This window comes from Candidatus Thermoplasmatota archaeon, assembly GCA_038884455.1.
In the GTDB taxonomy this organism is placed as follows: Archaea; Thermoplasmatota; E2; order DHVEG-1; family DHVEG-1; genus JAWABU01.
Window position 1 is genome coordinate 37,082 of the sequence record JAWABU010000005.1, and the last position, 20,124, is coordinate 57,205.

A 20,124-nucleotide genomic window follows, 5' to 3' on the forward strand; every position below is an offset into this window, starting at 1 on the left:
TTTATGGGAATGCTTTTAGGCATTCACCAAAGCTACTGTTTGTAATGCTTGGTTGAACGTCTGACTGGGGCGCATTGCTTTTGATGCAAGGGCATCATCAGGTTTGTAGTATCCACCGAGGTCAACAGGTTTTCCCTGAGCAGCATTTAGTTCCTGGAGTATTTTCTGTTCGTTTTCTTTCAGTGTTTTTGCAAGCACAGCAAAACGTTTCTGGAGTTCTTTATCTTTGGTTTGTGCTGCAAGTGCTTCTGCCCAGTACATGGTAAGGTAGAAATGACTGCCGCGGTTGTCAAGCTCATGAACTTTCGGAGATGGTGATTTATTGTTCTGTAAATATTTTTCGATTGCAGTATCAAGAGTTTCTGCAAGAATTTTCGCTTTGGTATTGTTCGTTCGGCTGCTGTAATGTTCAAGAGATGGAACAAGTGCGAGAAATTCACCGAGTGAATCCCATCTGAGATGGCCTTCCTGTTGGAATTGCTGGACGTGCTTTGGTGCCGACCCTCCTGATCCTGTTTCAAACAAACCTCCGCCATTCATAAGTGGAATAATTGAATACATTTTTGCACTGGTTCCAACCTCAAGAATTGGGAAGAGATCAGTCAGATAATCACGAAGGACATTTCCAGTGACCGCGATAATGTTGTTTCCTTTTTTGATTTCTTTGCAGGTATGTAAGGTTGCTTCAGCAGGAGCCATGATGTGTATTTCGAGGTTTTTGGTATCATAGTCTTTGAGATAGGTGTTTACTTTTTTGATGAGTTGTGCATCATGCGGGCGTGTTTTATCTAGCCAAAATACAATTGGATATCCAGTTGCTTGTGCTCTGGTTACTGCAAGTTTTACCCAATCTCGAATCGCAGGATCTTTTGTGTGGCAGAGACGCCAAATATCACCCTCTTCTACAGGATGTTCAAACAGTGTTTCTCCTGATTGTGATACAACCCTGACGGTCCCATCGTTTGGTATCTCAAAGGTTTTGTCATGAGATCCGTATTCCTCGGCTTTTTGTGCCATCAAACCAATGTTTTGGACCGAACCCATTGTTTTCGGATCAAATGCACCATGTTGTTTACAAAAATCAATGACGGTTTCATACACTTTTGCATAGCTGCTGTCTGGGATGACAAATTTGGTGTCATGAAGTTTTCCATCAGGTCCATACATTTGTCCTGAATTTCGAATTGCAGCAGGCATCGAAGCATCGATGATCACATCGCTGGGAACGTGGAGGTTGGTGATGCCTTTTTCTGCATTCACCATGGCAAGTTTTGGTCGTTTCTGATAGCATTGTTGTATGTCCTGTTCAATCTCTTTTCGTTTTTCTTCAGGAAGCATCTGGATTTTTGCATATAAGTCGCCAAGACCGTTGTTCGGGTTGACACCGAGTTCTTTGAATGTTGTTTTATGTTTTTCGAACACATCATTGAAAAAAACAGATACCACATGGCCGAAGAGGATAGGATCTGATACTTTCATCATGGTTGCTTTCAGATGGACTGAAAACAGTATGTCTTTTTTTGCTGCATCGTTGATTTGTTTTTCTAAAAATTTTCGTAATGCTTTTTTTCGCATTACTGTCGCGTCGATAATATCTCCTTCATTGAGCAGTATTTTATCTTTTAAAATGGTTGGTGATCCATCTTTTCTAATAAGTTCAATCTTTGCGTTACCTGCGGTTTCCTTGGTGATTGTTGTTGACTGTTCGTTTTCCTGATAGTTATCACGGTTCATGTAAGCGACATGGGATTTTGATTTTTTTGACCAGTTTCCCATAAAATGTGGATTGTTTTTTGCATAGTTTTTGACTGAAGCAGGGACCCGTCGGTCAGAGTTGCCCATACGGAGAACCGGGTTGACTGCACTACCTTTGATTTTATCATACCTTGCTTTGATTTCTTGTTCTTTTTCGTTTTTCGGTTCTTCTGGATAGTCAGGTATTTTGTATCCTTTGTTTTGGAGTTCTTTGATTGCTGCTTTCAGTTGCGGTACCGATGCACTGATACAAGGGAGTTTAATGATATTTGCTTCTGGTTTTTTCACAAGGTCTCCTAGATAGGCGAGATCATCGGTTTGTTTTTGTGCAGGGGTTAAATATTCAGGAAAATTCGCAATGATTCTTCCGGCAAGAGAGATATCTCGTATTTCAACTGGTACATCAGCAGCATCGGTAAATGTTTTAACAATAGGGAGGAATGAATAGGTTGCTAGTGCTGGCGCCTCGTCAACTTTGGTGTAGATAATTTTTTCATTCGTAGTCATTATTTTTTCACCTTCCTTTGTGTTCAGGTTCAGGGAGCATATAGGCGATGTCATCCCAGGGGTGTCGATAGAGTCCTTGTTTGAGTCGTTTCTGGTCAAGATGATGCCCGATTAGGCCAATGCTTCTACCAAGGACAAATAAACCGTTCAACGCACCCATTTTGATATACTCATCAGCTTCTTGTTTTGGCATCTCATTGCGGAGCATATCAGCAAAACACACGCCAATGCATCCGTCAACATTTAAAATCAGGTTATCACGTTTTGACGTAGTAATTTTTTCGACTTCAAGTGCGTAATCAAGCACTGATGTTTTTTTGAAATGTTTCTTTGCGTATTCTTTGATGATAGTTACCCGCATGTCTGGATTATGAATGGATTTGATTCGATGACCAATGCCTTGAATGTTGACGCCTTTGTTCTTCATTTCAGTGACAAACTGTTGCGGTGTTTTTCCTTCGTCAAGCGCTTGGGAAAACATTTGTGCAGCACCATCAACTGCTCCTCCGAATCGAGGACCAATGGTGAGCATCCCTGAGACCAGCGATGAGATGAGATCTTTTCCTGCTCGCGTTGCAACAATCGTGTTATGAGCACCAGATACTGCAGGGCCATGATCTGCAGTAACCATGATTGCCATTTCAATAAACTTGGTTGCATATTTTGGTAACAGTTTCTTAAACCAGAGAAGACTGAGAACACCACCAATCCCGATATCTTGTTCGAAAACCTCAGTGATGGTCATGGTAGCATAGATAAGTTCTTCTCCCCGGTCATCAGAAATTGTACTAATAAAATTCGTTGGCCGTCGTACAAGTTTTGCTTTCACTGCAGCATTATAATCCATAGGTACCTTAGGTACTTGTGGTTCGGGTTTTGGTACAATGATTTTCTTTTTCACTAGTTCGTTGTAAACTTGGTTGATTTTTTCACCGTAATCGTCAAAAGAGTTTGGAACGATTGCTCCTGCTGCTTTGAGTGCAGCGTTTTTTGCATCAGCAGTTTCAGCATCAGAACCTGCCTTTGCACCAGCGTGGCCAAACTGTACCTCAGTTTTAAATGCTTTTGAACAAGTTCCTGTTACCCACATAACCAATGGTTTCGTAATCTGTTTTTTCTTGAGGGCCTCAACGATATTGTATTCATCACCACCACCAACTTCGCCAAGACAGACCAGCATTTTAATCTCAGGATTTTTTTCAAATCGGAGGAGGTGATCAAGGAGTGTTGTGCCTGGGTAACGGTCACCACCGATTGCAATTCCTTCATAGAGTCCATCTGTGTTTTGAGCGATAATGTTGTACGCCTCATTACTTAAACCGCCTGATTTTGAGACGAAACCAACAGAGCCAGGCCGGTGAAGTTTTGATTCGATGATGTTTTCAATGGTTCCACCGGTGTTACCGATTTTAAACGCCCCAGCCATGATGCCACCAACTGTCGCAGGTCCAATGATTACTTTTCCAAGTTTTTTTGCTTTGACGATGAGTTCTTTCATTCTTCGTTCTGGAACTCCTTCAGCGATGATCACTACGGTTCGTATCTGCGGATATTCAAATGCTTCAAGGGTTGATGATACTGCGGATCGGAATGATGCAAAGTTAATCATTACATCCACATTGGGATGGTTTGCTGCTGCATTTTTCATGAGTTTGTATACTGGGATGAGGATTTCTTTTGGTCCGTAGAAAAACTTCTGAAAACTGTCACTGCCGGTCGGATTGATAATCGCAGCAACCGATGGTGTTTTTCGACCAGCGACATAATCGAAATCAAGCATTCGTTGCACTGCATTGGTCTGCATGTTATAGATAAATGATTGGGTCTCTTTACTAAAAAGCAGATAGTCTTTTTTTTGTGGCGGCATATCTATTTTCCTCCTTTTATCACATTCATTGCCATAGGAACAATTTTGGTCATATGGGTTTCAGGGCCATACACTTCAATAGGGACTCCGATTTCAGTTCCTAAGTCCCGCATGATTCGGAGTCCTTCTTTGTAATTTGGCCCGCCTCGTCTGACAAAAATTTTAATCTTATGATCTCTGAGTTTAGCTTGGTATTCTCGAATCGCTCGGACAATACCTTTGAACGTGTTGGCAACATCGGTGAAGTTTGCAATACCACCACCAATAATGAGGACTTTTCCTTTTGGGTGTTTTTTTCGGGTCATGAGATCAAGGATCGTTTTCGCATAAAGATAGGTGAATTCTTCATTTGGGTCTCCTGAGTATTCACCGTAGTTTGCCATTTCATCCATACCGCCAAGATCAGTAATTGTATCTGCATAGATGACTGATGCTCCACCACCAGCTACCATCGTCCAAATGCGTCCTTCCGGGTTGAGCACGGTGAGTTTTAAAGAAGCGCCGGTTTTCGAATCCAGTTCTTCGATGTATGCTTCTTCTTTTGTCAGCATCCGGCCAAATGGTGAGGGGAATTCAAGTTCACCCCATTTTTTGCCACATTCGAACTCAGCGGTGTCATCAAGTTTTGCTGCAAGATCAAGAGGAACAATAGTATTTCCTGTGACAACAAACGGGTTGATCTCAAGATACGCATAGTGGAGGTCTGCGTAGAATTTAAACATATTTTCTATGAAACCGGCAATGAGTGATCTTCGTTCTTTAGGAACGTTGTTAAGGAGCTTTTTTTCGATATCTGCAGCAGTTGGATATTCGCCGATTGGTACAAAATAGCGGACTGCTTTTGCATCGATATCACCAACGTTGATTCCTCCTTCATGGTGGAAGAGTATTTCATCGCCCTCTCTTTTTGATATAATAGCAAGGTAATGTTCATCTGATTGTTCATGGGGGACAAATGGTTCGACAATGAAATGGTCAAGAATTCCAGTTACAGTTCCGACAGTAATTGGTTTGTTGATACGTTCTTTGATCCATTTTTCTGCCTCTTTCCAGTCAGCATTTAGAAGGAGTAATTTGCTTTTTCCCCGTCGTTTGATCAGTTGATCTGGTTTTACGACTAGTTTTTGTTCTGTTACCCATTTATGCTGTGTTGGTATTTTTTTCAGATCTGTGTCTGGTCCAATAGTTATAAATTTGTCCTCAATACAATATTTTCCGTTGGAATATTCTTTGAGCAGACGTGCCATCATACGTTTTCCGTCTGCTTCTCGAATTGCTTTCTGTGCCATATTTTTTTCAACTCCTTCCTTCTTTTTTTACAGTTTTTCCCATCATGTTTAATGTTCCTCCTGCAAGGAGAATCTTTTTTTCTCGATCAGAGAGGTCATACTCAACTTCAATGGTTTTATTCCTGGTTTTGTTAATAACTTTTAGCGGCTGATTTTTTTCAAGTAAACTTTGAATGTTCGGGATGTGCAGCTCATCATTTTGTTCGATGGTATCATAGTCTTGCTCGTGTTTAAACCGTAACGGAAGAATACCGAAATTTACCAGATTTGCTTTATGAATTCGCTCAAGTGATTTTGCAAGTACTGCTTTTACTCCAAGATACATTGGACATATTGCAGCATGTTCTCGGGATGATCCCTGCCCGTAGCTAACCCCTGCGACGATGATATTGTGCTTACCTTTTTCACGGATTTGTTTTGCTTTTTCATGGAATTTTGGATCAATGATTTCAAAGACAAACTCTGAGTATTTTGGGACATTTGAGCGGTACTTCATTCGTGCCCCTGCAGGGATGATGTGGTCAGTGGTAATTTTATCACCTACCTTGATGGTTACTACACCATGGAGTTCATCAGGCATTGGTGTACTTTTTGGTGGTTCACCGATGTTTGGGCCGCGGTAGATATGAATCTTTGTACCATCTGCAGGAGGATAAATAAACATACTATCATCAATGTAGTATTTCTTTGGGAGTTTGATCGTTGGATATTTGATTCCTATTTTTTCGAGATCTCGGGGATCAGTAATTTTTCCTGTGATTACTGCAGCTGCTGCTGTTTCAGGGCTGACGAGATACACTTGTGCATCTTTGGTACCGGATCGTCCCTCAAAATTCCGGTTACTGGTTCGTAGTGAGATAGCACCGGTTTTTGGTGATTGACTGTTTCCTATGCAAAAACCGCATGCCGATTCTGCAAATCGAGCACCTGCTGAGAGCAGATCTGAAAAACCACCATCTTTTGCAATGTTTTCGAAAACCTGTTTTGAGCCGGGTGCAATGACAAAGCTTACATTCGGATGTGTTTTTTTATTTTTTAAGATATGAGCAACCGTCATGAGATCTTTATAGGATGAATTTGTACAACTGCCGATGCAGACTTGATCAACATCTATACCTTCGATATCTCGAATCTTTTTGATGTTTCCTGGGCTATGTGGTACTGCTGCAAGTGGTTCAAGTTCACTGAGGTTGATATCCACGATTTTATCGTAGGTTGCATCTGCGTCTGCTTTGAGTTCAATCCAGTCTTTTTCTCTTCCTTGTGCTTTCAAAAAGTCTTTGGTTATTTCGTCGCTTGGGAATAGTGAAGTGGTGACGCCGCATTCAGCACCCATGTTGGTTATCGTTGCGCGTTCGGGGACTGAGAGCGTTTTGACACCATCACCACCGTATTCAAACACGGTTCCGACATTTCCTTTGACTGTGAATATTTCAAGGACTTTGAGGATGACGTCTTTTGCTGATACCCAGGGTTTAAGTTTTCCGGTGAGGTTGATTTTTATGATTTTTGGATACGTTAAATAGAAAGGCCCTCCAGCCATGGCAACAGCAACATCAAGGCCGCCTGCACCGATTGCAAGCATACCGATTCCACCGCAGGTTGGGGTGTGTGAATCTGATCCGAGTAGTGTTTTTCCTGGTTTTCCGAATCGTTCCAGATGGACTTGATGGCAGATGCCGTTTCCAGCGCGAGAATAGATGATGCCGTATTTTGCTGCGACGGTTTGGAGATATTTATGGTCGTCAGCGTTTTCAAAACCGATTTGGACGGTGTTATGATCAACGTAGCTGACCGAGAGTTCTGTTTTTACTTTAGGTACATTCATTGCTTCGAATTGGAGGTATGCCATGGTTCCAGTCGCATCTTGGGTGAGTGTTTGGTCGATTTTGATGCCGATTTCTTTTCCTTGCTCTTTGGTTCCTTCAAGAAGATGGTTAGAGAGTATTTTTTCAGTTATTGTCATTCCCATAATTTTTCACGCCTCTCACATTTGTTTTTGTTGTTTGAGGTGAATTCATCATGATTTAATAAAGTTTGTGATATTGATTGTACAGATTAATATTTTTAATGATTATAAAATGTAATAATGATTAAAATTTTATTACTTTTAATCTTTTTAATAAAATAAATAATTAATTTTGTAAAAATGAGAAAAATATATATCTTGAATTGCCATTCGTCCAACGTGAAACGAACAAAACTTACGTCTAAAGAACAACAAGTTCTCCTTGGACTCATCAACTATCCAGGCCTTACAGATACTGAACTATCAAGAATACTTACCGTAAAACTCTCAACACTCACTGCAATCAAACGACGACTTCAAACGCAACAGTACTATCAAAGTTATCTTGTACCACAACTCAACAATCTCGGTTGCGAACTCCTTGCAGTCATCTACACACAATTCAACCCGACAATACCGCTCGAAAAAAGAATCGAAACGACGAAAAAATTCATTGAAATTTCTGATGAAATCATATTCTCAATCGGTGAACAAGAAAAAGGATTCTCATTGAACCTTTCACAAAACTACACCAACATCGGGCGAATCAATGAAATCCGAACACAAACCTTTGGGAAACTAGGTCTACTCGACAAAGAATATCCCAACGAAGTTATTTTTCCTTTTGATACAAGCAACATCATCAGATTTTTAGATCTCAAAAGAATACTGAGTCATGTATTCGGTCAGATAATACCTGAACAACGACATCAAGTAAAATCGTGGTTTCAAAAGACATCAGCACGTAGCCTGACTGATAAACAAAAAAAAGTATTCACTGCCCTTGTTGAACATCCAAATGATACCACCCAACAAATCGGACAGAAAGTCGGACTTTCACGACATACGGTCTCACGCATGAAAAAAGAATTTATTGAAGAAGGCATCCTTAGACAACTTATCGTTCCAAATATGAAAAAAATTGGATTCGAACTCCTCACCATGTACCATATCAAATTCACCCCACATCGAGTACCAACCCCTCATGAACTAGAAGCTCTTGACACCCCATCAACGATTTTCTTCGCATCAAAATCCTTTGAAGCGATACTTATCTCAATCTACCCAACCTATCAAGAATACAAAGATGATGAAATGCAAAAAATCAGATATCTCAAAGAACACGACTTAATAGCAATACCACCATTCATCAGCACGTATTCGTTTGAACGGATGGTCATCATCAAAGAACTAGACTTCGTAGCGATAACTAAAAAAACCCTTCAAATATAACTATTTATCTTCTTCATCAACAGGTTTCTTATTATTATCAGGTTCAGGTCTCTCTGGTTGCTCTTTGTATTTTTTCCAATAGTTGCTTATAGCCCAGGTACTTGCAAGACTAACGAAAAGCAGAATGACAGGGGTAAACATATTTTCTAATAATTGGTAATTAATCAGGAACAACAGGCCAAATGAAAAAATCATAATTCCTGAAAAGAGTTTTAACAAACGACCCTGCCATTCAGAAAGCTGTCGTCGACCAAGAGTATACACAAAAATCAGAACAATAATAATAAAGGGAATTACATACACAACGTTATACGCAAAAAGATATTGATACGATTCAAGCATGTTCAAATTATATTTTGTGAGGATATTGATATACGCAGTTGGTACAATTGCTGAGCAAATCAGTTCATATAGATTCACTGATATCGCAAGAAATATTGCCCCGCCGATTACTGCAACTAACGATTTTTCATGAATGAGCCTACGCATTCGTTTGAAAATTCCCGGTTTTTTACTTTCTGGAATACTCAGGGATATACCTTTTTTAAAGAAAAAGAAATCCTTGATATTCAATAAACCAAGAACAGTTGCAACAAAACCAACCGCAATCGTCAGGATCAAAATATCAGTATTTGCAAGGATCAACATCCGTTCAGCAAATACAAAAGCATTCAAGATGATACTCATGAAAATAAAATAAATCAACCCTGAGAAAAAGACAAAAATACCGCCAATGAGCAGCATTCTCTTCCGTGACTGCATATGAATCAGTAGGTTCATAAGAAAGATAAGAACAAAGAAAGCACAGGGGTTAAAACTATCAACCACACCAAAAATGATGGTTAATACTGGGAGAGAATATTCTTTGACGTTAATTGTTACCGTCCAAAACAACACATCAAAAGTTAAATTTTCACGGTCAAACTGTTGTGCTGGTATTCCTGCGAGGTATTGCTGAATCGTTTCATTGAGTTTACCTTCGAGCATAATATCTGATTTCGGGAGAAGTGTTTTATTCGTAGCGTTATAGACGAGAGCAAAAGGATAACCTACGCCATATTCTTTTTTTAATGATTCGTACTCACTTTTTACCGGTTCCTCTCGAACATCCTTATATTGAAATACAACAACTGACGTATACTTTGAGTAGAATGGTTCTATTGCTTTGATGATTTGCAGTGGAGCTTGACATGAACCGCAATTCGGGTTATAGAAATAGTCGACATAGATAGTATTCTGAACGGTAGCTCCTAGTACTACAGAAACACTGAATGTACCCACGATCAACATAAAAAAATAGAGACAAATTTTTTTCATAACCATCTTATCCACCACTTACCACTGGCGGCACTAACGTTATCTCATCGCCATCAATAAGTTTTTCTTCACGACGGGCAAAAACATTATTTTTTAATACCATCATGAATTTTTTATCCTGATCAAATTTCGGAAACAAGCTAATCATGCGATTAATAATATCCCAGATACAACTATCGTCGCTCATATCGAGAACTAATTCAGATTTTCCTACGATATCTGTATATCTCCCAATTACTTTCACGATAATTTTCATGACAACAAACCTTATCTTTTCCTCAGAGTACTCTGATTACCGCAACAAGGACAGGTCGTGGTTTTTTTCAAGGGTATTAGGTCGAAACGGTGTAACCAGAGATCATACATAATTAAATTACCAACTGGTTTCCCAAGTAGGATCTTCAACGCCTCAGTACACTGAATCGATGCTACTACGCTAGGTAAATTTCCAAGAACCGGGGTTATACTTTTTTTCTCAGGAACTGTCTGTATCATACAAGCAAAACACGGTGTTTTTCCGGGAACAATGCCCAGAATCATACCGATGGTTCCATACACTCCTGCATACACCCAAGGGATGCTCTTTTGTAACGCTGTTTCATTGATCAGGAAACGAGTCTCGAGATCGTCGGTTCCATCAAGAATCAAATTAGCATTTTGCACAAGTTCAGAAATATTTTCTTTAGTCACCTTTTTCACAATACCCTGAATTATACCATCAGCATTAACAAGTGATAGACGTTCTTGTAACACTACGGATTTTGGTTGACCAACATCTTTTTCAGTAAAAACTGCAGTCCGATGAAGATTACTACGATGAACCACATCATCATCGATCACAGTTACTGATCCAACACCCATACGAACCATAATTTCAGCACCATGACTTCCGAGACCGCCGCCGCCAATAATAACGATATGTTTTGTTCTGATAAGATCCTGGGCAGTATCTCCAAATTCAAGGACTAGCCGTTGCCGCTGGTATCGATCTTCATTCATACTGTAACCTACTACATGACTGAATCAATGAAAAAGAGTGATAGGAAGAGTTTTATTTATAGATTTGGAAAAGTATGAGTGGAGAGAACGCTCGGTGATTTATTGTGCAGTGTCTGCTGATGTCTGATCAACAATAAATGCATAATATGTTTTGTCATCGTATCCTGTTCGTTTCTGGGGCATCCAATAAGATATTGTTGAGATCACCATAATATTATCCTGCGTGATATCCTCAAAGGTTTGATCGCCATGGGTTGCAGCACCATCAAAGATTTTCGTAAATGTTCTCTGAATACCAGGCAGCAGAATCACGGGTCGATTGATAGCAAAATCAAGAAATGCAAAATGGTATGGATATCCATCAGCGTCAAGCCAGCGTGAGACAATCTCAGTTACATAGGATCGGAGGATACCAATATACAAACCTTGGCTTTTTAGGGTGACGCTAACTTTTACTTTTGCTGAGCCAAGCCAGGTTACTGCAGTTGTCATATCGATTTTCTGCTTTACTGTACGTGCTCCCATAGTTTCGATAATGTTTCGGTACACTGTTTCGCCAGAGTCGCCAACCTGATTTACATCGCCGCCGTCAAAATACACAACAGGAACAGCAACTGCTTTGTATTTGTACAAACGTTGACCTGCGAGTTTGTTTTTATTTGCTACTAATGAGACGTAGTAAAACGGATAATCTTCACTTTGATAGATGCTGTAGAGATCTGCAGAGGTTGGTGGGCAGTAGGGACAGGTAGTTGTTGTTCCATATTCAGCAAAAACCGTATGGGTAAATTCGGCTGCAGCACTTAACGTTGGGAGACAGATAAGCATTAAACACACAAATCCAACTAGGTATTTCTTCATAGGTAGTTCCCCGCTATGATTTATATTTATAGCAATCTATGTATATAAAGATACCGACGATGGTATATCATATCGAGGATAATTTATTAAGTATTTGTAGGTTCTTTTTTGCAGATCTCTTTTGCTGGGACACCACCATACATTTTTCCTGATTCAAGCACCTGATTCTGGGTAACAACTGCGCCTGCAGCAACTGTAACATTGTCTTGGATTACAGCACCGGGCATCACAATCGCACCTGCACCGATAACACAGCAGCTGCCAACCTTTACTTTATTCATGGTAATAGTCCCGTGCTCTGTGTTGTGAATATGACCATAGATAATTGCGTATTCGCCCATCGTGGTATTATCGCCAAATTCAGTTAGGCATGGATCTTTAATCACACCACCAACCAGCGTATTTTTTCCGATTTTCATTCCGAGAAGACGAAGGTATATATTTTTTATCCGGCCCATGGGGAACATTTCAAGGAGCATCCTCATCGGTGTATAGAGCACGCAGACAACCACCCAGTGAAACGCGTTTTTATCACGTAGGGTGTAGGTATACACTCCAGGGGCATACGTGAGTTTAAATAGTTTGATACAACCTGCTGAGATAAAAAGCTCTGAGAGAAATAGAATCACCATACCAAGGTACAGGGCAATAGGTATCACTAGATAATGCCAAATGGTTGACCATGAGAAAAAATAGAAAAACAGGTATGCAAGAAAAACTGTTGGAAGCATGCCAAGACAGAAGACAACACACGGGATGAGTGGTATGAGGATTCGTTTCCATGATGTGGTTCCTGCGGTAGGTCGGGGTTGAGACAAATCTGCCATGCTGAAACTATATACAAAAAAACGTAATAAATGTATGGAAAAGCGATGTTGTACATTTTGACATTTTTCCAAGGTATCTTTAAATATCATCAACCAGAGAATAGAAGATTTGTGACACATCTATATGAAGGCGAAGAAATCAAAAAAACCTCAGCGTCATAAAACGATGCACGAACAACCTCATACCCTATATCTTCAAAAACGCCGATATTACTCATTTGGGTATTTGATCGGTGAATATTAGATATACCAACATTCGCACATTCTAAAGGCTAGTCTAAGTTAGTTCTTGTAAAATGGAAATGGTATCGTTGGTTTTTTTCTGTTCTATAGAAAGGATGTCGGCTACATCAAGAATGTGCTAGTGCGTCTTAACAATTAATTTTTTGAAATCTTTAGATGGAAACAATTTAGAATTTTTTCTGAAACATGCAACACAGACAGGGTTTTCCTTTGACGGAGTATGCGGCTTACCACAGATATGACAAAAACCTTTGTGTTCAACGTAGCTTGAGTCGCCGTATATGTTCCACGTTTGAAAATCATGCAAGCAATACGGACGTTCAGGGTTTAATGGAATCTTAGTTCCACAACGAATACAATAACCGTTCTTTTCATTGTTTTGGAGAGTATTTTTATCGGATGTTTTAGAAGCATAAGGAGTTGATAGTATGTTAAACATTTCTTAACTTACTCTATATAGTCTATATACCATTTAAAATTTGTAAATATATAATTTTTAGATGATAATCTGTTTGTATTCACCGTATGCTAAATCTAAATTCAGTAAATATCCATGAATATCTTGGTTTTCAGAGAATTCTTTTAAAGCTTTCTGCTGGTACAACACAGCTTGTTCGAAATGAAGTTTATTGTCACCGGTTAAATTCAACCCAAGATACTGCTGATATAACCGGAAAACAACACCAGTAAAAAATACGGTATACTCACTCGTAAACGTATCCGTGGATACAACACCTTCTTGAAACATCTGAGATTTACTCCCAGTTTTACAATCGACGTAATATGGTGTCACTGCCGAGGTGTTAATCCACAGCCACCGCTCTTCTCCTTTCATACGTTTGAAGATATAATCGGTTTTCGTATCCTGCTCGTCAGAAGGATAACAAATCCGGTTGATGATCTGATGTTTGGTGGCATAGGGTGTTTCACCGCGGGTTGAATCAAGCAGCACCCAACCATATCCTGGTACATAGTATTCAACCATGTAGTGCATCTGCGTCCAGAACCCTTGATCATTATGCGCAAGAATAACTCGTGCAGGGATGTTTTGCGATCTGAACAATGCACAGGCAAGATGAGATCTGCCAACATTTTCACCACCGATAAGCAAGGTTGTCCGTGCATCCTGAGAGAAAAAAACACCGAGATTTAATTGGAGAACAAATAAACCATATCGATGATGCCGGATAAACCAAGCGACATCTTTAGCATACGATATCATATTATTCTGAATGCCTCGGAGTTGTTGTGCTTTCCGTTGAATCAAGAAGCTGTGAACCTGAACAACCTTACTTGATGAAAGCCATACCCTGGTATCTTTTGGAAGCTGCCATCGTCGAGGAAACCGAACGTTATCTGAAAGGTCGCTAAAATCATGATTCTGAACAACGACGTAACATGAGAAATGCAGCAGCACCAATGCATGTTTATCTAAGCTATCAATATGAAATTGGATAACCTTATTTGGTTTGTTGATATCATCTTCGATTTGATACCCAAGCAGTTTTTCTGTGGTATCATTATGGATTTCCAGATAGATTGGAACTTGATATCCGTACTGTGGAGGATATGAAAAAAGAACGGTGAATGCATCGGTTGCTTCTTGAGCAGAAAGATATAGATAATGTTCACCTCGAAGCAGATACACTTCTGTATCCTGACCAGCATCGGTTATATTGTTGAGCTTAAAAGAATGATCTGCGTCTATGGTTACAGGTTGTGAGGAGGAAACCATCGGAGCTACCGCACTGCACACCATGAAGATAACTATGAAGAACGCTACCTGTCTCTGCATAATGATAATACTATAGTTGGTTTCAATAGTATTTATATCTTCTGTATAAAGCATATCGTTTTTCCACTTAAAAAGTACAAAACGCTTTTTTTTATTTTTGAGCAAGTACCGTAAATTTCCAATCTTTTCTTGCTCCCAGGATCTGAATATTCCGAAAGGATGCCGGTTGGAGCAATTTTTTGATATCGTCCATGGTGTGCGCCTGTTTGTATGCATCAAGATGATACCTGATAACCATGCTAGATGCACCCCGGAGCATCATATGGAATCGAACAAACCAAAGGCGTACTGAAGAGAAATCCTTATTTAACACTTCGAAAACAATACTCCCTCCAGGTTTTAACACCCGATAAATCTCTCGAAAGCATTCTTGTTGATGCTCCCAATAAGGAAGACTAAAACGACTGATAACAAGATCAACTGATTGAGTTTTTAAAGGCAGATGTTCTGCTTTTCCAAGCAATGGAAAAAAAGAAGAAAACAATTTGTTTGTGTGTTGTGCAAGCACCAGCATATGCTGCAAAGGATCAACACCAACTACCTTTGCTTGTGGAATTTTTTTAAAAATTGCTGGACCAAGAAGGCCAGGGCCAGTTCCAAGATCAACTATGGTTGGATTGCTGATTGAACACTGTTGTTTGATTATTTCTGCAAGAGCATCATATAACTCAGGGTATTTTTGCATGTATCTCATGAATTGCTCTGCGGTTTTTTGCTGAACCAAACGAATCACAACATCCTATCTCAAGAACAATGCTCGTATATCTTCCATAAAGAGAACGAACAACAAGAACATAATCTTTTTGTTTTGGTTGTTTTCATTCAAAGGATCGTTGATTATCTTGAGTGATGACAAGTTTTTGTTTTACAAGAACCGCATAGTTCTGTATCTGTGTTATTGGTTCAATAGTCATATGTCGATTTTTGTTAAATATTTTATACGAAATGCCTTGCATGAAAACAGAGATTGATTCGTTGCTTCCATCATCAACAAATAATCGAACGTGGGATGCACTTTCACATCCGAAATTCTGATGAATATCTGCCGTTGGTGAAGAAGATGTACTTGCGCATTCCACAGGAATCCAACCCTGATGTCCAAGGTCGCCACCAACAAAAACCTCAACCCATGCGTGGGGTGTCGCCGTTACCATGCCAAAGCTATCTTCTGAGAGAAGATACCCGCGGATAAACCGTGCAGGGATTCCTACTGAACGACAAAGTGAAACATACAGAAATGATAAGTCATCACAATCACCGGTTTTTTTTATAAGTGTTGTTGGTGCAGGTTGGATATCAGAATCGGTGCTGCTGTGAAGAGAATACGCGGTATGCTCTTTTAACCAGGCAAACAAGGCTTTTGCTACAAGTACTGCATTTGATGATGCTGTTTGTTGGTATACTTCTGAGGCGACGCGGACGATGTCTGTGTTTTTCGGTGTGATAAAAACAATGGTTTCATTTGACTGCTCATGGCAATATTGAGCAGCAAGTTCTGGATGCATTTCGTGGATCGATTCGATGGTCTGAGCACCTTTCCCGGTTAGATCAGTTATGTAAAAGCAATGTGCAGTGATATCTGCAGTTATCCCAAGGTTGAATTTTTGATTTTCGTCAGATGAAATGTTCCATTCAATCATACTAGTATTCAGTATCGTTGTAATCGAATAATCCGTATCATAGAGTACTTCATAGGTAACAGAACCAGCAAGAACTGATGGCAGTTCACAGCGATACAGAATCTCATAGCTTCCTGTGCCTGTTGGGTGAACAGTATATCCATATGACAAAGTATATTGGATGTGTGTTGGTGATTCCACATATTTTATTGAAGAGAGATCAGAGATCAATTCAGTACAACCAGATATCAGAAAGATACTTATGACAACAAAACAACTAACAGCAGAATTTTTGAATCTTATTTTTTTTGTCATACGTTATTTTCTTCTAAATAAACCAGGTTTTTTCATATGTGACAGATTATATCGGCAACCAGTATTCATAGGGCATCTGTGGCAGGCAGGTTCTTTTGGATAACAGAAGTTTTTGCCAAGTTGTGCCAATGATTCAAGATACTTGTATGGATTTTCGTTCATCTTTTCAGCTTCAGAGGAGAGAAACTGGATTGCCTCTGTCGGATCTGTGGTTTTCACCCAGCCAAGACGAATTGCAACACGAGTGACAATTACTGCTTTTTCAGTAGGACCATTATTTTCTGCTGACGCAACTTGTTCTGGAGCACGTACTGGTACTTGTCGTGGTGGTGCCTGCATCTTTGGCATTTTTGGTTTAAAGTCAGTAGGATCGACATCCTTGTAGATTGTTACTGATTTACCACCATGATTGGTTTCACGGGTGCGAATTTCAGTAAGAATTGGAATTTGGATGCTTGCACCAGATATCAAAGCAACACCGATAGGGAGACGTTGTATTTCATCAGCAGTCTGTGTTGTTAATCCTTCTACTGATTGAGTGATTGCCTTCAGATCATTTGGGTTTGTTACTTTTAAAATGATGTTCGTGTTGCACTGTGAAATAATGTTTTTATCGATTTTTGCGGGTCGTTGGCTGATGACGCAGAGCCCCATACCAAATTTCCTTCCTTCAGATGCAACAGTTCGGAGAATACTTGATGAAACCGCATTTCCAAATCCTCGCTCAGGACAATAATTATGTGCTTCTTCAACAATTAAGAGAAACGGAGGGATTTTCCCGAGTTTTCGATCTTCGAAGAGTTCTTTGGTTAATCGAGCAACAACAACATCTTGAATATCTGGGGGGACTCCCTTCATATTGATAATGGAACATTGACCTTTTTTCACAAGCTCGCTGGTTTGAGTCCCTTTTTCAGAAAAAACACCGATGGATTCAAGAGATTCAAGTGATGCTATGACATTCCATCGAGCATTGCTTTTACTTTTTTCAACTGCTTCGATAATGTCATGTAATGAATAGACTTGTTTGAATTCTTTCATTTCTTTGACTGCTTGATATAAGGTACCAACCTGAGGTCCTGAGAGTTTTGCTTGGAGTAACTCTACGATTTCTCGCCCCTCCAGATTCATACCATTTAATGTGAGATGACGCACCTCGTTGTTACCACCAAGAGGAGAATAGAGAACAATTTGATCGGCATATGAAGTTGGTTTCACATTAAATTTTTCCATGTTTTTGAGATCTTTTTTATCTTTATTTGGTTGAGTGAGTGAAATGTATTCACCGTGAGTGTCGATGATCACCATTGAGACTTTTTTCTTCAGTAATTCTTCAACAAGTACTCCACAGGCGTAGCTTTTTCCACCACCTGTTTTTGCAAGAACGCAGACATGTTTTTGAACGAGGGAATCAATATTGAGATACACTGGAAGATTATGGCCTTTTAACAAGCCAATATACGCTCCGGTGTCTTTGTCAGGATGTAACCCAAGAACATGACGGATGAGATCTTCTTGAGCAACCATGATTCGAGCACCAGGTTCAAACGGTGTTCGTGGTACTTGGAGAATTCCTTCTTTATCTCGAAAACCAATCACACCAGCATATGCAGAAATATCGGTTTTAAATTGAGGCAAAGTACCATTAGTTTTCACACTGACAGCATCCTCAAATTTCAAATCAGAACGACCTTTTATATCGAGTACTTGAGCAAGGACATACCCTTCTTCATGAGGAGCGGCAACATAGTCAAATTTCCTGATATTGTGGCCATCAACTGTGAAATTGAATGCTGTCGAACCAACATCACCATAGATGATACCGACAAACTCGTCACTTTTTTGCTCTGGCATCCAAACCCCTAACTAGTTTTTTATCAAGGGAAATAGTCAACCGGTTTATTATTGTTTTTGTACTTTTGTAGCTAGATGTGCAGGTAGACCTGCAAGTATCTGCAATGCTTCAAGTTCCATAAAATGAAGTATCCCAGGGATGATTAGAGTATGGGGTGGTGGTCCAAAATCTTTGCTACGTAATGAATGGAGTGTATCAGCAGCACATAAACTATCAGGAGCGCCTGCACGAGCAACAACACAAACCAACGTATCTTCAGAAAGAACCTGTTGCTTCATTTTGTGTTCCAGTTCTACTAATATATCTAGTCCGTCGTTTGCAGTCATATATCGATTTTTTTCTGCTTGAATATCAAGTAAAACAAGAGTATGTAATCCTATTTTGTTGTTTTCAGCAACGATGGTATATGGACTTGTTGGAAAATAATTTTTTTCTGGAAACGCAAGTGTTGTGGTCCGCCCGAATTTATAATTTTGCAAACCAAGAAGCCCTGGTGCTGCTGAAATGATACTACTATTATGGATAATCTGTGTGGATATCTTTTTTTTCTCAGCACGTAACCGGAGTTCAATATGGGTTGTTGCTGTCATTGGGTCCCCGCCGACAAGAAGACATACTGTTCCTTGTTCAGCTGCTTGAAGGATCATGTCACCTTGTTCTATTTGTTCTCTGGGCAATATCGTGATTTTTTTTCCTATGCGTTTTTCGTAAGTATTTTTATTAAAACCATTGAGTTTTGAAGTATAAAATTCACAGTAGATTGTATCTGCTTTTGTAAGCTCTTCATAAGCACGAAGTGATAAGTCTTTTTCATCATACAGTCCAAGACCGATGAATACAAGTTTGTTCGCAACCATGCAGTTCACCATACGTCAACGCTATATAAAAAATATCCTTGCATAGGCTACATCCCGAAATGAATCCATAAATTCAGCATAACGTCTCATTTTGCTGTGAGAATCACGCACAGCAAACAGAAAAAATCATAATTCAACAAGCTTTTTTACAGATTTTTTCAACAAAACCATCGTGTTCTTTAAAAATAATCCTGGTATTCACTATCTTGTGTGGGAATGGAAAGGTCCTACTGTGGACTTATACGACTGAGATCCACAATGGAACTTTCCGTTCCTTCGCATAGCGAACCATAAGAACCTGTTTTACATTGTAGGAAAAGACCTTCAGTGCTAACTCCCGTTTCTGCATCCACCTTTTCTTACTCAAAAGCATACTACCCCAACGCTTCTTGATTGAAGAGAATACACTTTCGATAATAGACCGTAGATGGTAGACTGCAAGCCATGCATCTGGGTCCTTTTTGTGTGCTCTGAACGAGATAATCCATGCAGGTTTGCCTTTCGCTTTGCTTGTAGCATTCTTTCTGAAACAGAGATAGGGTGTGCCATTTTTATCGGCCACTATTTGGCAGTTGTTCCTGGAGGAAAATGCTTTGTCACCGAGTACATTACCAAGTTCCGGGAGGTTTTTAATTAGATGTTCAAACTCTTTGGAATCATGTCGATTCCATGGTGTGGTCGTAAACCACTGGATCACACCGGTTTCAATATCGATGCTGATATGGAGTTTGATACAGTCTTTTCGTCCGCTTTGCCGTTTGATCCGGATGTCGTACC

Annotated in this window: 16 protein-coding genes; 1 reads left to right on the top strand and 15 read right to left on the bottom strand. The window is 39.7% G+C overall.

The genetic code is table 11. From position 1 onward, the window contains the following. Positions 1-15: 15 nt before the first annotated feature. The 4 genes from QXL17_01725 to QXL17_01740 are packed head-to-tail and all read right to left on the bottom strand — an operon-like array spanning position 16 to position 7,390. On the bottom strand, positions 16-2,262 hold the full coding sequence (locus QXL17_01725) for an NADP-dependent isocitrate dehydrogenase (protein MEM4257855.1): 2,247 nt from the start codon (positions 2,260-2,262) through the stop codon (positions 16-18). Positions 2,263-2,269: 7 nt separating this feature from the next. Beyond that, positions 2,270-4,129: a citrate/2-methylcitrate synthase gene (locus QXL17_01730; GenBank protein ID MEM4257856.1), complete on the bottom strand. Its 1,860-nt coding sequence runs from the start codon at positions 4,127-4,129 to the stop codon at positions 2,270-2,272. A gap of 2 nt (positions 4,130-4,131) precedes the next feature. Beyond that, positions 4,132-5,418, bottom strand: coding sequence for an ATP citrate lyase citrate-binding domain-containing protein (locus QXL17_01735; protein ID MEM4257857.1), 1,287 nt, complete (start codon positions 5,416-5,418; stop codon positions 4,132-4,134). A 7-nt stretch (positions 5,419-5,425) separates the two neighbouring features. Next, complete coding sequence (locus tag QXL17_01740; protein MEM4257858.1) at positions 5,426-7,390, bottom strand: aconitate hydratase; 1,965 nt, start codon at positions 7,388-7,390, stop codon at positions 5,426-5,428. A 216-nt stretch (positions 7,391-7,606) separates the two neighbouring features. Between QXL17_01740 and QXL17_01745 the strand changes: the two genes are divergently transcribed. Further along, positions 7,607-8,659: a hypothetical protein gene (locus QXL17_01745; GenBank protein MEM4257859.1), complete on the top strand. Its 1,053-nt coding sequence runs from the start codon at positions 7,607-7,609 to the stop codon at positions 8,657-8,659. Here QXL17_01745 and QXL17_01750 read toward each other — a convergent pair whose 3' ends face one another. The 11 genes from QXL17_01750 to QXL17_01800 form a co-directional block, all read right to left on the bottom strand. Further along, on the bottom strand, positions 8,660-9,976 hold the full coding sequence (locus QXL17_01750) for a hypothetical protein (protein ID MEM4257860.1): 1,317 nt from the start codon (positions 9,974-9,976) through the stop codon (positions 8,660-8,662). 7 nt (positions 9,977-9,983) lie between these two features. Further along, complete coding sequence (locus QXL17_01755; GenBank protein MEM4257861.1) at positions 9,984-10,232, bottom strand: MoaD/ThiS family protein; 249 nt, start codon at positions 10,230-10,232, stop codon at positions 9,984-9,986. An 11-nt stretch (positions 10,233-10,243) separates the two neighbouring features. After that, a complete protein-coding gene (locus QXL17_01760; protein ID MEM4257862.1) occupies positions 10,244-10,975 on the bottom strand; it encodes a ThiF family adenylyltransferase in 732 nt (243 codons plus the stop codon). A gap of 99 nt (positions 10,976-11,074) precedes the next feature. Continuing rightward, a complete protein-coding gene (locus QXL17_01765; protein ID MEM4257863.1) occupies positions 11,075-11,836 on the bottom strand; it encodes a hypothetical protein in 762 nt (253 codons plus the stop codon). Positions 11,837-11,922: 86 nt separating this feature from the next. Continuing rightward, the gene (locus QXL17_01770; protein MEM4257864.1) at positions 11,923-12,663 is read right to left on the bottom strand and encodes a DapH/DapD/GlmU-related protein; all 741 of its coding nucleotides are present in this window, start codon (positions 12,661-12,663) and stop codon (positions 11,923-11,925) included. A gap of 739 nt (positions 12,664-13,402) precedes the next feature. Continuing rightward, positions 13,403-14,755, bottom strand: coding sequence for a transglutaminase-like domain-containing protein (locus tag QXL17_01775; protein MEM4257865.1), 1,353 nt, complete (start codon positions 14,753-14,755; stop codon positions 13,403-13,405). A gap of 37 nt (positions 14,756-14,792) precedes the next feature. After that, positions 14,793-15,395 carry a class I SAM-dependent methyltransferase gene (locus QXL17_01780; protein ID MEM4257866.1) on the bottom strand — a complete coding sequence of 201 codons (603 nt, stop codon included), beginning with the start codon at positions 15,393-15,395 and terminating at the stop codon, positions 14,793-14,795. 124 nt (positions 15,396-15,519) lie between these two features. Continuing rightward, entirely contained in the window at positions 15,520-16,635 is a 1,116-nt protein-coding gene (locus tag QXL17_01785; protein MEM4257867.1) for a transglutaminase-like domain-containing protein, read from the bottom strand. A 3-nt stretch (positions 16,636-16,638) separates the two neighbouring features. Beyond that, on the bottom strand, positions 16,639-18,489 hold the full coding sequence (locus tag QXL17_01790; protein MEM4257868.1) for a DUF87 domain-containing protein: 1,851 nt from the start codon (positions 18,487-18,489) through the stop codon (positions 16,639-16,641). A 48-nt stretch (positions 18,490-18,537) separates the two neighbouring features. After that, a complete protein-coding gene (dph5, locus tag QXL17_01795; GenBank protein ID MEM4257869.1) occupies positions 18,538-19,347 on the bottom strand; it encodes a diphthine synthase in 810 nt (269 codons plus the stop codon). Positions 19,348-19,585: 238 nt separating this feature from the next. Next, the coding region (locus tag QXL17_01800; protein ID MEM4257870.1) for a transposase at positions 19,586-20,124 on the bottom strand (539 nt) is incomplete at its 5' end.

What these genes read in the sequence shown, in the direction of transcription:
- QXL17_01725 (MEM4257855.1), bottom strand. Translation starts at nt 2,262, where the DNA reads ATGACTACGAATGAAAAAATTATCTACACCAAAGTTGACGAGGCGCCA.
- QXL17_01730 (MEM4257856.1), bottom strand. Translation starts at nt 4,129, where the DNA reads ATGCCGCCACAAAAAAAAGACTATCTGCTTTTTAGTAAAGAGACCCAA.
- QXL17_01735 (MEM4257857.1), bottom strand. Translation starts at nt 5,418, where the DNA reads ATGGCACAGAAAGCAATTCGAGAAGCAGACGGAAAACGTATGATGGCA.
- QXL17_01740 (MEM4257858.1), bottom strand. Translation starts at nt 7,390, where the DNA reads ATGGGAATGACAATAACTGAAAAAATACTCTCTAACCATCTTCTTGAA.
- QXL17_01750 (MEM4257860.1), bottom strand. Translation starts at nt 9,976, where the DNA reads ATGAAAAAAATTTGTCTCTATTTTTTTATGTTGATCGTGGGTACATTC.
- QXL17_01755 (MEM4257861.1), bottom strand. Translation starts at nt 10,232, where the DNA reads ATGAAAATTATCGTGAAAGTAATTGGGAGATATACAGATATCGTAGGA.
- QXL17_01760 (MEM4257862.1), bottom strand. Translation starts at nt 10,975, where the DNA reads ATGAATGAAGATCGATACCAGCGGCAACGGCTAGTCCTTGAATTTGGA.
- QXL17_01765 (MEM4257863.1), bottom strand. Translation starts at nt 11,836, where the DNA reads ATGAAGAAATACCTAGTTGGATTTGTGTGTTTAATGCTTATCTGTCTC.
- QXL17_01770 (MEM4257864.1), bottom strand. Translation starts at nt 12,663, where the DNA reads ATGGCAGATTTGTCTCAACCCCGACCTACCGCAGGAACCACATCATGG.
- QXL17_01775 (MEM4257865.1), bottom strand. Translation starts at nt 14,755, where the DNA reads ATGCTTTATACAGAAGATATAAATACTATTGAAACCAACTATAGTATT.
- QXL17_01780 (MEM4257866.1), bottom strand. Translation starts at nt 15,395, where the DNA reads ATGAGATACATGCAAAAATACCCTGAGTTATATGATGCTCTTGCAGAA.
- QXL17_01785 (MEM4257867.1), bottom strand. Translation starts at nt 16,635, where the DNA reads ATGACAAAAAAAATAAGATTCAAAAATTCTGCTGTTAGTTGTTTTGTT.
- QXL17_01790 (MEM4257868.1), bottom strand. Translation starts at nt 18,489, where the DNA reads ATGCCAGAGCAAAAAAGTGACGAGTTTGTCGGTATCATCTATGGTGAT.
- dph5 (MEM4257869.1), bottom strand. Translation starts at nt 19,347, where the DNA reads ATGGTTGCGAACAAACTTGTATTCATCGGTCTTGGACTGTATGATGAA.